The organism is Pontibacillus chungwhensis (genome assembly GCF_030166655.1).
In the GTDB taxonomy this organism is placed as follows: domain Bacteria; phylum Bacillota; class Bacilli; order Bacillales; family BH030062; genus Pontibacillus.
This window is the reverse complement of sequence record NZ_CP126446.1, coordinates 2,215,566-2,228,497: the sequence shown is the minus strand read 5'-3', so window position 1 is coordinate 2,228,497 and position 12,932 is coordinate 2,215,566. Positions and strand designations below refer to the sequence as shown.

The window sequence follows — 12,932 nt, the reverse complement described above, 5'->3', positions numbered from 1 at the left end:
TTATGGAGCATACTACAATCTTTGTAGTAGGTTTAGGGTTAATCGGAGGTTCGATTGCCCTAAACTTACAAAATAATAAGCATTCAACTGTTATCGGCTTTGATGGTAACGCCAAAACACTAGATTACGCCATGCAAAATCAGATTATAGATCAGCAAGTAACATCTTTCGAAGAAGGTGTAAGCCTTGCTGATATCGTTTTCCTAGCTACGCCAACTTCCATCACGCGTTCTTATATCCAACAACTTGAGCAGATGAAATTAAAAAAAGAACTAATTGTTACGGATGTTTGTTCAGTAAAAAAACCTGTTATGGAGACTGCGGAGTCTCTTACCAATCAAAAAGTCGTTTTTGTTGGAGGGCACCCGATGGCTGGGTCGCACAAAAATGGGATTGAAGCTGCTAAAGCCCATCTGTTCGAAAATGCCTATTATTTATTTATTCCAGGCACGCACGCTTGTGAGGAACATGTGTCTAAACTTGAGAAGTTACTAAGCTCAACAAGGAGCTATTTCGTTACTGTCGATGTGGAAGCACATGATCAAATGACAGGAGTCATCTCACATTTTCCGCATTTAATTGCGTCTGCACTAGTGCATCAGGCTCGATCTTGGCATGATACTCATCCTTTTTTACATGAATTAGCTGCTGGAGGGTTTCGAGACATTACACGAATTGCTTCAAGTCATCCGAAAATGTGGAATGATATCTTTTTCCAGAATCGTGAAACGATGATTTCACTCCTTTCTGATTGGATTCACGAGATGGACCACCTAAAATCTTTAGTCGAGACACTAGAACATGATGAACTACATACGTATTTAGAACAGGCGAAGCAGTACCGAGATGGTTTGCCTGTTAAGCAAAAAGGTGCCATCCCTTCCTTTTATGATCTGTACGTAGATATTCATGATCAGCCTGGAGCCCTGTCTGAGGTTACCCATATTGTAGCCCAGGAAACGATTAGTATCGTAAATATCCAAATTCTTGAGATCAGAGAAGGAATTTCAGGAGCGTTACGCTTGAGTTTTCAAACAGCGAAAGACCAAAAACACGCTCAAATGCTCTTGCAATCTAACGGATATGAAGTAACCATTGAATAACAAAGGTAGTGAATATATGAATCAGATGGAAATTAAACCAAGGCCCCATTCTTTAAGGGGAACCCTAAGGGTACCCGGAGACAAGTCCATTTCACATCGGTCTATTATGCTTGGCTCTTTAGCGGAGGGCAAAACCACGGTTAAACATTTCTTAACAGGTGAAGATTGCATAACAACCATTAATGTATTTCGCGCTATGGGGGTCCAAATTCAGCAGAACGATGACGAAGTAACCATTGTTGGAAAAGGGTTGAACGGTCTGTCAGAGGCTGTGGAGCCATTAAATTTAGGGAATTCAGGTACAACCACACGCCTCCTTCTAGGGATACTGGCTGGAATACCGAATCATTATAGTTTATTTGGAGACACTTCTTTGTCTAAACGACCAATGAACCGGGTAGTTGATCCCTTGCGCGAAATGGGTGCAACCATTGATGGTAGAGAACACGGAAATCTCTTGCCTCTAAGTATTAGAGGACAAGCTTTAAAGCCAATCCATTATCGTCTTCCTGTTAATAGTGCTCAAGTGAAGTCAGCCGTCTTACTAGCTGGATTGTTTGCAGAAGGAACAACCACCGTGATGGAACCTGTTAAAACGAGGGATCATACTGAACGTTTATTAGAAGCATTTGGTGTTAAGGTGGTCCGTGAAGATGATTTAATTCATCTTGAGGGAGGTCAAACGTTAACAGGAGTAGACATTGAAGTGCCTGGTGATATCTCATCTGCTGCTTTCTTTATGTGTGCAGCAGCATTGAAAAAAGATAGTGAAGTAACGTTAAAAGATGTAGGATTAAACCCTACACGAACTGGAATTATAGATGTCTTAAAAGATATGGGTGTATCCATGGAGATTAATACTACCCGACACATTGGTGATGAACCGGTTGGCGATATTACCGTAAAGGGCGGAACGTTAAACGGAGCCACTTTGTCTGGGGAACTCATTCCGCGTTTAATAGATGAACTTCCTATCATTGCTCTTCTTGCTTCAAGAGCAGAAGGGAAGACGATTATTAAAGATGCAGAAGAACTGCGGTATAAAGAAACAGACCGAATTAAAGCTGTTGTAGATACACTCAATCAAATGGGAGTTAAAGCAGATGCTACTCAAGATGGCATGGTTATAGAAGGCTCCTCAAATCCTCTTAAGGGTGGCGTGTTTTCTTCTTATCATGATCATCGTATTGGAATGATGGTGGCTGTAGCCTCTTTAGTATGTGAAGAAGAGATCATTTTAGAGAATCCATCTTGTATTTCTATATCCTATCCCAATTTCTTTGAAGATTTAGATTCTCTTTACGTGCAAGCATAATGTAGAAAGTCATAACAACCAATTTGCCTTCATACCTTGTACCAAAAGCTAGTAAAGGGGACAAGTCGTATGGAGGCTTATTGTATAGAGGCAAACCAATGCTTTGCTCAAGGAAAATGGAAACAAGCGTCATTAGGGGTGAGGGATGGGAAATGGATACAACCCTATAAATTAAACAGGGAAACGATGACTATAAATATGGATCGTTTTTGGATCTCCCCTGGTAAGGTTCATATAGACTTACAATTCCCTCTTTATCAAACTGAATTTCAATCGGCTCTTGTCCGGCGTTATATGTTTAGAGGTACCACCTTGCTTATTGTCCAGTGTCCGATTTCATCTTCAAGAAATATGGCTAAAGAATTTCAAATGATGAAGCACCGCTTAGATGGTCTTGGGATCGATTATATGATTGCGCCACTTGTTTCTGTAAATAAACTAACCCCTGAAATGATTCGCTTTTTTGGCAATGAACGAGTTCCTTTTGTGTTGTTTCAAGCAGAGACAAAAGAGGATATTTTAAACAAAATGTGGGGGTGGATTGCGCAGGCTCAGGATCCTTCTTTTATCCCTGTTACACCAGTCGTGAAAAACGAAGGTCCTCTTTCCTATTCGAAATGGCTTCAACTAGCGGAGCATCATAATGTTCGTACATTACCACGCGTATTAGGGGAGTGCCCTTTGACAAAAGAAAATTTAAGGGCGACAGGAATTTACCCATATAAGGGAGAATTTATGTATTCAGGTGATGCAGATTATAACCTTTTTCGTCTTCATACTGAAACACAAATTGATACACCTGATCAAATGTTTTATCATAAAGCTATCCCATGTGTTACAGTGTTACGTGGTCAAATTATTCGTTCTCACACAGAAGTGAACGATCTGGAGGGATATGGAAGGTATTTTAAAGCTTCCATACCGAACCATTTTATGAGTTGATGAAAGGGTGTAGACATGCAAGGCATAGAACAAGCCATTCAATATATGAATGCAGGAAAAACCGAGCAAGCTGTAGAAACATTACGTACGGAGTTATCTCGTGCTGGAGATGAGGAAAAATATACAATAGCAGAAATGTTCATGCAATGGGGAATGGTTGAAGAAGCAAAAGATGTACTAGAAGAACTTAAGCAACGTTACCCAGGAGAACATGAATTAACACTCTTACTTGCAGAGATTTATGTAGACCAAGAAGATGATGAGAAAGCCATCGATCTCTTAAATCAAATTCCAGAAGATAACGAAGAATATTTAGGAGCACTCGTTCAGCTTGCTGACCTTTATCAAGCTCAAGGTCTATTTGAAGTAGCTGAACAAAAGTTACTATTAGCAAAGAATATTTCTCCAAATGAACCAGTTATCGATTTCGCTTTAGGTGAATTGGCGTTCTCAGTGGGGGAATATCAAAAGAGTATTCCATACTACGAGAAAGCTTTACGACGTGATCAGAAGATGGGGGAAACAGATATTACATTACGCCTCGCTGAGGCCTTTGCTATTGAAGGTGACTTTGATCAAGCTCTTGACTATTTCCAAGCTGCTGACGAAATGACACCTGATATTTTATTCCGCTACGGTTTTACGGCTTATCAAGCGAATCGTATTGATATTGCTATTCGAGTATGGAACAAACTTATTGAAGAAGATCCTTTCTATCAATCTGCATATCCGTTGCTTGCTGAGGCCTACGAGGCTGAAGGGATGATTGAAGAGGCATATGATATAGCAAATAAAGGACTTAAGAAAGACGAATTCAATAAGGATCTATTTTATCTAGCAGGTACTTTAGCCTTCAGACTTACGAAGAAACAAGAAGGGTATCAACATATCAGACAATCCTTGTCTATTGACCCTGGTTTTAAAGAAGCTGCTCTATTCTTAGTAGAGCGACTGAAAGAAGATGGGGACTTTGAGGCCATTAAGGATATTTTAGAATATCTCAGTGAAATGAATGAAGAGGAACCTCTTTATAAGTGGTATTTAGCTCAGGCTAATAATGAATTAGAACACTTTAAAGAGGCATTAAATGACTACCAGGAAGCATATAATACCTTTAAAGATGACAGTGACTTCCTGAAAGAGTATGGATATTTCCTTGTAGAAGAAGGAAGAGTGAAGGAAGCACAAAGCGTATTCGAACGTTATCTCACCATTGAACCAACTGATGAAGAAGTAGAAACATTTATGGCCCGTTTGCAGTCTGGTAACGAGGAATAGTATTTCTCTGTTTAAAAAGGAGGGCATAAAAGTGAAAATGCCGGTCTCGGTTGAGGATAAGAAGGAATTTGTTCGTTGGTTTTTGAATCATTTTCAGTTAAAGCGCAGAGAAAGTGTATGGATTTTAAACTATCTGATCAATCATGATTCGATTATGGAGCATGTACACTTTGTGGAAGAAGCAAGATTTTGCCCTAGAGGTATTGTTATATCAACCCATTGTGTTGATGAAGTTCCATTCCGCTTTTATAAGGATCAGATTATGACAACGGATGCAGAGAAATCGTTTCATGATATTCGTTTGAATCGAAATGAACCTGTTTATATCCAACTAAATTTCAGAAATTCTCACCAGAGCGCTCCTTATGCAGCGGTTTTAGAAGAGAACCCTTTTATGCCTCAAGATTACTTTATCACTGAAAAAGATCAGGAATTAGCTGAATTAGTATTGGAAACATCTATATCGAACTACCAAACTCAAAGTTTAAGAACCAAAATTGACCGAGCTTTGGACTGTGGTGATAAAGAAACATTTGAGCGATTGAGTGAGCAATTAAACAATCTTAAAAAAAATGTAACTCCCTAATTTATTAGGGGGTTCTTTTTTTTTAACAAGAATAAATTCTGAAAACATCGACAAATTTGACCATTATGACTTTCGATTTCCTTTACCAAAGTCTATAATGAGGGGGAAGATTCTTCGGAAAGGAGGGATAGCAATGAAATGGAATGGACAGGATGCAATGTTATATTCTCAATCTAAAGAATTTGTCGATACCTGGATTGTACCTTTAATCCCTTATTCTTTAGCAGGTTCAGAGAATGAACTTAAAATGCTTGCAAATCAATCTGAATTGTTAACGTTATTTATGAAGGAAGTTGAAGAAGAATATAGGGGGAGAATTTTTCTATCGCCATCCTATACCTACTTAAAAGAAACACCTGTCTCTAAGGAAATCGAGCGAATAAATGAGTGGACAACAGAAATGAAAGAGCGAGGCTTTAAACATGTCTTGTTCTTTACGTTTGATCAACAGTGGAAAAAGGTAGAGAAGGACTTAGAATCTTCATTAATATGGATGCCTCTTCCTAAAGTCGACGATATACATAATGAAGAGGCTCAAAAAGTTCTTCGATCTCAAATTGAACAAGTAACCGAATTAATTACAGCATATTGGCAAGAATAATTTCTAAAGCGATTTCAATTCCAATATTGACCGTCTAAATAGTTTGCGCTATCATTATAATGTCCTAGTAAACTGTGTGAATATTTACCATGAATGTTGGATCATATTGGATAGAGGGGGGAAAACAATGAGCGATAAAAAACAACCAGTATCCCGCCGTCAGTTTCTGAACTACACGCTAACAGGTGTAGGAGGGTTTATGGCAGCGGCTATGCTTTCGCCGATGGTTCGAATGGCAGTAGATCCAGTTCTTAAACCGAAAGAAGCTGGGGAATTTCACGCAACAGGTACTGAAGTAGCAAACATTACAAAGGAACCGACACGCGTAGATTTCTCTTTCGAACAAAAAGATGCATGGTATGTATCTGAAGTGTCGAAAACAGCATGGGTTTACAAGAATGAAGATGGCGATGTGATTGCGCTTTCACCGATTTGTAAACACTTGGGATGTATTGTGAAGTGGGAAGGTGGCTCGGGACATGAAAACAGGTATTACTGTCCTTGTCACGGGGGTCTTTATGAGAAAAGTGGAGAAAACGTACCTGGTACGCCTCCATTAGCTCCGCTAGATCAATACAAAATCAAAATTCAAGATGGCATGCTGTACTTAGGAGAAATCATTCCAAATAAGGTGGTGTAATTCATGCTTCAAAAACTTTACGATTGGGTGGACGAGCGTGTCGATATTACACCTTTATGGCGTGATATTGCGGATCACGAGGTTCCTGAACACGTGAACCCTGCTCATCACTTTTCAGCATTCGTTTATTGTTTTGGAGGACTCACGTTCTTCGTTACAGTTATTCAAGTTCTATCTGGTATGTTCTTAACCATGTATTATGTGCCAGACATTGAAAACGCATGGGAGTCTGTTTATTACCTTCAAAAAGAGGTAGCTTACGGTCAAATTGTACGCGGTATGCACCACTGGGGTGCTAGTCTCGTAATCGTGATGATGTTCTTACATACATTGCGCGTATTCTTCCAGGGAGCTTATAAAAAGCCTCGTGAATTGAACTGGGTAGTAGGGGTACTTATTTTCTTTGTTATGCTCGGTCTAGGTTTCACAGGTTATCTGCTTCCATGGGATAACAAGGCGTTCTTCGCTACTCAAGTAGGTCTTCAAATTGCTGAACAAACGCCGCTTATCGGTACAGAAGTGAAGACATTACTGGCTGGTGACCCGGATATTGTAGGTGCACAAACGTTAACTCGTTTCTTTGCTATCCACGTATTCTTCCTGCCAGCTGCATTATTCGGATTAATGGCAGCACACTTTGTTATGATTCGTAAACAAGGAATTTCTGGTCCACTATAGGACTTGATTGATGTAAAGGAGGGATCGCTGTGCATAGGGGAAAAGGTATGAAGTTTGTCGGTGACTCACGTGTCCCGGCTGAGAAAAAACCTAATATACCAAAAGACTATTCGGAATACCCGGGTAAAACAGAGGCTTTCTGGCCGAACTTCTTATTGAAAGAATGGCTGGTTGGTGCTGTTTTCCTTATTGGATTTTTAACATTAACGGTTGTAGCTCCATCACCACTTGAGAAATTGGCAGATCCAACAGATGCTGGTTACATTCCGTTGCCAGACTGGTACTTTTTATTCCTTTACCAGTTCTTGAAATACGAATTTGCAAGTGGACCCTATATCGTATTAGGGGCATTTGTAATTCCAGGTCTTGCTTTTGGCGGTCTATTGTTAGCGCCTTTCTTAGACACAGGCAAAGGACGTCGTCCATTTGAGCGCCCAATTGCAAATGCTTTAATGCTAATTGGTTTAGCTGCTACAGTTTTCCTAACTTGGGAAGCAGCAGACCACGTAGATTGGGAACAACGTGCTAAGTCAGGTCAAATTGTTGAAGATGTTGAAATTGACAAATCCGCTGAAGGATACAAGATTTACAGTCAGAACTGTGCGTCTTGTCACGGTGATAATTTAGAAGGTGGAAATGGTCCAACGTTAATCGGTGTTGAGAAATCTGTAGATGAGATTAAAGACATCGCTCAAAACGGAATTGGCGGCATGCCAGCCAACATCTTCCAAGGTTCTGATGAAGAGTTAGATAAACTTGCTAAGTTCATTAAAGGTGTTGGAAATGAAGGAAGCGAATAAATACCTAGTGAGAGGGAGCTGGCTTTTAAGTCAGCTTCTTTTTCTGTTGTGAAGGAGGGAAGACGTGTTTCGATTTTTGTTGACTTATAAACCCTTTGTTTTGTTGCTCTTGGTCATTAATGTATTTGGAACTATTTATGGGTATTGGTGGTATGAAAGCCAAATTGCGATAACTCCTACGATTTTTATACCTTTTGTACCCGATAGTCCAACGGCAAGTTTGTTCTTTTGTATCTTCTTATTCTTTTTCCTGTTGAATAAGAATGTACCTTTAGTAGAGGCGTTAGCGATCATTACCTTATTCAAATATGGTGTGTGGGCAGTCGTTATGAACATTTTGACATTAGTAGTGACTGGTTTTCTACCGTGGCAAGGATATATGTTAATTGCTTCTCATGGAGCAATGGCTATTCAAGGTTTACTTTATGCACCTTACTATAAGATCAAAGTTAGCCACCTAATCATTGCTGGGATCTGGACGTTACACAACGATATCATTGATTATGTATTTGACATGATGCCTATTTATTCACAATTAAATGATTATAGCCAAGAAATTGGCTATTTCACTTTTTGGCTCAGCCTTATTTCAATTGGCATCGCATATGTATTAACGGTACGTAAGAAGCAAAACCCTCGTCATTCCATATAACTACTTGTACTATTTATCTCTACCTTCTCATACATTGAAGCAAGAGTGCTTTTGAGAGGGGATCGTTATGAAACAGATACAAAAGAAAATAGTATGGGGATTACTGATCTGCCTGGGGTTTAGCTTATCTTACTTTGGATCTGCAAATGCTTCCTCTTATTCAGAAGAGTTGAAAGAAACAACGTATCGCTTTTTGCAGTATGTTGAAGAAGGAAGATATGAAGCGGCAGAAGCCACATTAACTAAACTTAGAAGAGAATACAATGTTGATGATACAGAACATATAAGTGTGTTCCAAACCGCTTTAAATGAAGCACAAAGCGCTTTAACAGATCCAAACACTGCTGCTACGGAGAAATACCATAGAAGCCTTACAGTCGTCTTACTATATGAGGCGATGTGGAACAAAGTTGATCCACTCTGGTTAGCATGGAAGGATCATTTGTTAGAGGAAATGAAAGATGGATCAGGAAATTCTGTTTCATGGACAAAAAGCCATCTTGAAGACGTATACCTTTTGTATGAACGTATACTACCTGCTGCAAAAGTTGCGGGGACTGATGAAAGTGTGCGAATTTTAGAATCCCACATGAAAGAACTTCTTACAATGCAGTCTATAACGGAAGAAGAACTTCTCGGTGACCAGCTAAGTGTGTTTGCTCAGGAGGTTAATGAAATTGGGGTGAAGCGTAAAAAGAGCTTGACTGAAGAACCTGGTTTTATTTGGCTAATGGGTTCTGTAGGGAGTTTAATTTCTTTCACATTAATGTATGTAGGTTGGAGAAAATATAAAGGAGAAAAGACGGACTACACCGTTAAAGAAAAAGAGCGGGATAGTTGACTTTCGCGTTACTTTTGACTAAAATTGACCTTAATAAGATCTTTTTGTTAAGGTCGATTACATTAGTGGAGGAATGAAGGATGGGTCAATATTTAATTTATTTGGCTTTAATCATTATCATCCCAATTTGGGCACAAATGAGGGTGAAAAACACCTACAAGCGTTACTCGAAAGTAAGAAATGAATCCAATATGACCGGTGCAGAAGTAGCCCGAAAGATATTAGATGAAAATGGTCTCTATAATGTACAAGTTGAAGAAGTTAAAGGGATGCTTTCAGATCATTATGATCCAAGAAGCAAAGTCGTTCGTTTGTCTTCAGGCAACTATCATGAGCCATCTGCTGCTGCACAGGCAGTAGCTGCACACGAAGTGGGCCATGCTATTCAAGATGCTGAAGCCTACGCGTTCTTAAGGTTTAGACATGCATTAGTTCCAGTGGCAAGTTTCGGTTCAAATGCATCCATCTTTTTAATTATTGCCGGTGCTTTCTTTAGTCAATTCCTTTTAGGTGTTGGAATTGCCTTCTTCGCATTAGCTGTTTTATTCCAATTCGTGACCTTACCAGTTGAGTTTAATGCCTCAAGTCGTGCCATGAATCAACTTGTATCGACAGGGATTATTCGAAATAATGAAGAGCGTCAAACAAAAAAAGTCTTAAATGCAGCAGCATGGACTTATGTAGCGAGTGCTTTAGTTGCACTACTTGAACTACTTCGCCTTGTCTTATTATTCACTGGGATGAATGAAGAATAGGCTGTTCTCAAAAAGCTTGGAGCTTCTGCTCTAAGCTTTTAATTTTAATCTAAGATTGAATAGATCAAAAGCCAGTTGAATGCAAAAAAGGGCGCCAATAAACTTATTGGCGCCCTTTTTGTTATTAACGTTCAATTGGGTTTTTATTTTCATCTAAGGTGAATCCTTCTCCAAGAACATCATGAACAGATGTCACAGCGACAAATGCATGTGGGTCGATAGAGTTAATAATATTTTTCAAACGGACAATTTCATTACGAGCTACAACGCAATAGAGAACATCACGACTTTCTCCTGTGAAGCTTCCTTTTCCAACTAGAATAGTTACACCGCGGTCCATATCTTTCATGATTTTCTCAGATACATCATTAGACCGTTCTGAGATAATTGTAGCTCCTCTGGCAGCATAAGCCCCTTCTTGAATGAAGTCAATTACCCTTGCTCCTACAAATACGGCTACGAGGGTATACATCCCTTGTATGTAATCCAAATAAATTAATACAGAAGACAAGATGACACAAGCGTCAAAAAGGAACATCGTACGTCCCATGCTCCAACCAGCATATTTATGTACGAGTCGCGCAATAATGTCAACACCACCTGTAGTGCCTCCGCTTCTAAAGATAATTCCAAGCCCTACACCAATAAAGACACCCGCCATTAGAGAGGCGATAATCATTTCATCTTGTAAGGCGAATTCTATGTTTTTCGTGAAAATAGGAAGCTCGAACACCCATAAGAATAGGGATACGGCGAATGTGCCAACCAGTGAATAGATTAGAGTAGTTCTCCCGAGGAGTTTCCAACCTAAGAAAAATACAGGTATATTTAAGACCAAGTTCATAATTGCAATATTTAGACCAAAGTGGTCAAGAATAAGTAAGATCCCGGTAAAGCCACCTTCAGCGAGGTCATTTGCCATATTAAAATAGAGGACTCCAAAACTAAAAATTGCTGAACCAAGTAAAATCAATAAGATGTTTTTAATATTAATTACCATCTTCAAATTGTTGCCCCTCCTTTCGTCACACTCCATCCATTATAGACAAACAGTGATAAAGGAGCAATAATAGTGAAAAAAATTTGTCAAAAGCCCGCCTTTTAGCTAACATGAGAAGAGATTACATATGAAAGTACCAGAAATGAGGGTTCACATGAAATTTAACCATAATGCATTAACCACTCAAGAGATGCAAGAACGTGTTGATGCTTATATATCTCAATTTAAAGAAGGGTATTTTTCCCCTTTAAGTATGATGGCCAGGATGACAGAGGAAGTGGGAGAGCTAGCTCGCGAAGTCAATCATTACTACGGGGAAAAGCCGAAAAAAGACTCAGAAGAAAAAAATACAATGGAGGAAGAACTTGGCGATTTGTTATTTGTAATGATGTGCTTTGCTAACTCCTTAGACATTGATATGACCAATAGTTTTGAAACGGTAATGAATAAATTTGAGACAAGAGACCAAAATCGTTGGACGAAAAAGGACCTAGAGGAGGAACATAAAGATGACTAATACATCCGTTATAGTAGCTGGACCAAGAGGGAAAATGGGAAGAGAAGCTGTCAAAATGATTCACAACACAGAGCATTTTACTTTAGTGGCCTGTGTAGATCATAAAAATGGGGGTTTAAAAGTTAAAGATCTAGATGGTTTACCTGATATAGAAGCTCCGATCTTTGAAGATATTGAACAGTGCTTTAATGAAGTAAAAGCTGATGTATTAGTGGACCTTACAACGCCCGAGTTTGGTTATAAACATACAAAATTAGCCTTAGAGAATGGAATTAGACCCGTTGTGGGCACAACTGGATTTACTAAAGAGCAACTTCAAGAATTAGAACAACTCACAGAAGAGAAAGAACTAGGTGTTGTAATTGCCCCGAATTTTGCATTAGGAGCTGTACTTATGATGCAATTCTCTAAATGGGCAGCGAAGTACTTCCCAGATGTGGAAATTATTGAACGCCACCATGATCAAAAGTTAGATGCTCCAAGTGGTACAGCGGTTAAAACAGCCGAATTGATCCAAGAAGTACGTGATAAGAAGCCTCAAGGGCATGAGAATGAAAAGGAAACGCTAGAAGGTGCTCGTGGTGCAGATGTAGACGGTATGCACATTCATAGCGTTCGTTTACCTGGACTTGTCGCTCATCAAGAAGTTATGTTTGGTTCAAGCGGGGAAACATTAACAATTAAACACGACTCTATTAATCGTGAATCCTTTATGACGGGTGTAAAATTATCGATTGAGAAAGTCATGGAACTTAACGCATTTATTTATGGTCTTGAAAACTTATTGGAATAAGGAGTGGGACACTTTGAATATTGCACTAATTGCACATGACCAAAAGAAAGAAGATATGGTTCAATTTACTACGGCCTACCAGCATGTATTAGAAAAACATCAACTATTCGCTACAGGTACAACTGGAACTAAAATAACAGAGGCTACAGGACTATCTCTTCATCGCTTTCAATCGGGGCCACTTGGAGGGGACCAACAAATTGGTGCGTATGTTGCGCAAAACGATATGGATGTCATTATATTTTTCCGTGATCCATTAACCGCTCAGCCTCACGAACCAGACGTGAGCGCGTTGATGAGGTTATGTGATGTTTACCAGATCCCACTTGCAACCAATTTGGCTGCTGCAGAGATTATGGTTAGAGCGATTGAACATGGTGACTTCCATTGGAGAGAAATTATTCACAAGAATAAGCAGCAAGGGTGAAAGA

At 39.3% G+C, this 12,932-nt stretch carries 16 protein-coding genes; 15 read left to right on the top strand and 1 reads right to left on the bottom strand.

What is annotated here, in order from left to right:
* Window positions 1–2 precede the first annotated feature (2 nt).
* The 12 genes from QNI29_RS11510 (at window position 3) to QNI29_RS11455 (ending at window position 10,191) form a co-directional block, all read left to right on the top strand.
* Window positions 3–1,103 (top strand): prephenate dehydrogenase, encoded by a 1,101-nt coding sequence (locus tag QNI29_RS11510; RefSeq protein WP_231416640.1) that lies wholly within the window; start codon window positions 3–5, stop codon window positions 1,101–1,103.
* Between the two features lie 16 nt (window positions 1,104–1,119).
* Entirely contained in the window at window positions 1,120–2,418 is a 1,299-nt protein-coding gene (aroA, locus tag QNI29_RS11505; RefSeq protein WP_231416639.1) for a 3-phosphoshikimate 1-carboxyvinyltransferase, read from the top strand.
* 69 nt (window positions 2,419–2,487) lie between these two features.
* On the top strand, window positions 2,488–3,360 hold the full coding sequence (locus tag QNI29_RS11500; RefSeq protein WP_231416638.1) for a hypothetical protein: 873 nt from the start codon (window positions 2,488–2,490) through the stop codon (window positions 3,358–3,360).
* 15 nt (window positions 3,361–3,375) lie between these two features.
* Complete coding sequence (locus tag QNI29_RS11495) at window positions 3,376–4,638, top strand: tetratricopeptide repeat protein (RefSeq protein ID WP_231416636.1); 1,263 nt, start codon at window positions 3,376–3,378, stop codon at window positions 4,636–4,638.
* Window positions 4,639–4,669: 31 nt separating this feature from the next.
* Window positions 4,670–5,224, top strand: a complete 555-nt coding sequence (locus QNI29_RS11490) for a ReoY family proteolytic degradation factor (RefSeq protein WP_231416635.1) — start codon at window positions 4,670–4,672, stop codon at window positions 5,222–5,224.
* A gap of 133 nt (window positions 5,225–5,357) precedes the next feature.
* The gene (locus QNI29_RS11485; RefSeq protein WP_231416634.1) at window positions 5,358–5,825 is read left to right on the top strand and encodes a DUF2487 family protein; all 468 of its coding nucleotides are present in this window, start codon (window positions 5,358–5,360) and stop codon (window positions 5,823–5,825) included.
* A 127-nt stretch (window positions 5,826–5,952) separates the two neighbouring features.
* Window positions 5,953–6,465 (top strand): Rieske (2Fe-2S) protein, encoded by a 513-nt coding sequence (locus tag QNI29_RS11480; protein WP_231416633.1) that lies wholly within the window; start codon window positions 5,953–5,955, stop codon window positions 6,463–6,465.
* A gap of 3 nt (window positions 6,466–6,468) precedes the next feature.
* Entirely contained in the window at window positions 6,469–7,143 is a 675-nt protein-coding gene (gene qcrB, locus QNI29_RS11475; protein WP_036779379.1) for a menaquinol-cytochrome c reductase cytochrome b subunit, read from the top strand.
* A gap of 29 nt (window positions 7,144–7,172) precedes the next feature.
* On the top strand, window positions 7,173–7,943 hold the full coding sequence (locus QNI29_RS11470) for a menaquinol-cytochrome c reductase cytochrome b/c subunit (RefSeq protein ID WP_231416632.1): 771 nt from the start codon (window positions 7,173–7,175) through the stop codon (window positions 7,941–7,943).
* Between the two features lie 64 nt (window positions 7,944–8,007).
* On the top strand, window positions 8,008–8,595 hold the full coding sequence (locus QNI29_RS11465) for a lipoprotein heptaprenylglyceryl N-acetyltransferase LhaT (protein WP_231416630.1): 588 nt from the start codon (window positions 8,008–8,010) through the stop codon (window positions 8,593–8,595).
* A 67-nt stretch (window positions 8,596–8,662) separates the two neighbouring features.
* Entirely contained in the window at window positions 8,663–9,436 is a 774-nt protein-coding gene (locus QNI29_RS11460) for a sporulation protein YpjB (protein WP_231416628.1), read from the top strand.
* A gap of 80 nt (window positions 9,437–9,516) precedes the next feature.
* Entirely contained in the window at window positions 9,517–10,191 is a 675-nt protein-coding gene (locus tag QNI29_RS11455) for a zinc metallopeptidase (protein WP_231416627.1), read from the top strand.
* A 124-nt stretch (window positions 10,192–10,315) separates the two neighbouring features.
* On the opposite strand, the gene QNI29_RS11450 is transcribed toward QNI29_RS11455, so the two are convergent.
* Window positions 10,316–11,191 (bottom strand): YitT family protein, encoded by an 876-nt coding sequence (locus QNI29_RS11450; RefSeq protein WP_370635476.1) that lies wholly within the window; start codon window positions 11,189–11,191, stop codon window positions 10,316–10,318.
* A 154-nt stretch (window positions 11,192–11,345) separates the two neighbouring features.
* Here QNI29_RS11450 and QNI29_RS11445 point away from each other — a divergent pair, with 154 nt between their 5' ends.
* From QNI29_RS11445 to mgsA, 3 genes are read left to right on the top strand one after another with little or no spacing between them, the layout of a single operon-like run.
* Window positions 11,346–11,708: a nucleotide pyrophosphohydrolase gene (locus QNI29_RS11445; RefSeq protein WP_231416625.1), complete on the top strand. Its 363-nt coding sequence runs from the start codon at window positions 11,346–11,348 to the stop codon at window positions 11,706–11,708.
* Window positions 11,701–12,501: a 4-hydroxy-tetrahydrodipicolinate reductase gene (dapB, locus tag QNI29_RS11440; protein WP_231416624.1), complete on the top strand. Its 801-nt coding sequence runs from the start codon at window positions 11,701–11,703 to the stop codon at window positions 12,499–12,501. Before QNI29_RS11445 ends, dapB begins: the two co-directional genes overlap by 8 nt.
* A 13-nt stretch (window positions 12,502–12,514) precedes the next feature.
* On the top strand, window positions 12,515–12,928 hold the full coding sequence (mgsA, locus tag QNI29_RS11435) for a methylglyoxal synthase (RefSeq protein WP_231416623.1): 414 nt from the start codon (window positions 12,515–12,517) through the stop codon (window positions 12,926–12,928).
* The last annotated feature ends 4 nt before the right edge of the window (window positions 12,929–12,932 follow it).

Excerpts from the sequence above, each read along its gene's own strand:
- QNI29_RS11510 (WP_231416640.1), top strand. The coding sequence starts at position 3 with ATGGAGCATACTACAATCTTTGTAGTAGGTTTAGGGTTAATCGGAGGT.
- aroA (WP_231416639.1), top strand. The coding sequence starts at position 1,120 with ATGAATCAGATGGAAATTAAACCAAGGCCCCATTCTTTAAGGGGAACC.
- QNI29_RS11500 (WP_231416638.1), top strand. The coding sequence starts at position 2,488 with ATGGAGGCTTATTGTATAGAGGCAAACCAATGCTTTGCTCAAGGAAAA.
- QNI29_RS11495 (WP_231416636.1), top strand. The coding sequence starts at position 3,376 with ATGCAAGGCATAGAACAAGCCATTCAATATATGAATGCAGGAAAAACC.
- QNI29_RS11485 (WP_231416634.1), top strand. The coding sequence starts at position 5,358 with ATGAAATGGAATGGACAGGATGCAATGTTATATTCTCAATCTAAAGAA.
- QNI29_RS11480 (WP_231416633.1), top strand. The coding sequence starts at position 5,953 with ATGAGCGATAAAAAACAACCAGTATCCCGCCGTCAGTTTCTGAACTAC.
- qcrB (WP_036779379.1), top strand. The coding sequence starts at position 6,469 with ATGCTTCAAAAACTTTACGATTGGGTGGACGAGCGTGTCGATATTACA.
- QNI29_RS11460 (WP_231416628.1), top strand. The coding sequence starts at position 8,663 with ATGAAACAGATACAAAAGAAAATAGTATGGGGATTACTGATCTGCCTG.
- QNI29_RS11455 (WP_231416627.1), top strand. The coding sequence starts at position 9,517 with ATGGGTCAATATTTAATTTATTTGGCTTTAATCATTATCATCCCAATT.
- QNI29_RS11450 (WP_370635476.1), bottom strand. The coding sequence starts at position 11,191 with ATGGTAATTAATATTAAAAACATCTTATTGATTTTACTTGGTTCAGCA.
- QNI29_RS11445 (WP_231416625.1), top strand. The coding sequence starts at position 11,346 with ATGAAATTTAACCATAATGCATTAACCACTCAAGAGATGCAAGAACGT.
- dapB (WP_231416624.1), top strand. The coding sequence starts at position 11,701 with ATGACTAATACATCCGTTATAGTAGCTGGACCAAGAGGGAAAATGGGA.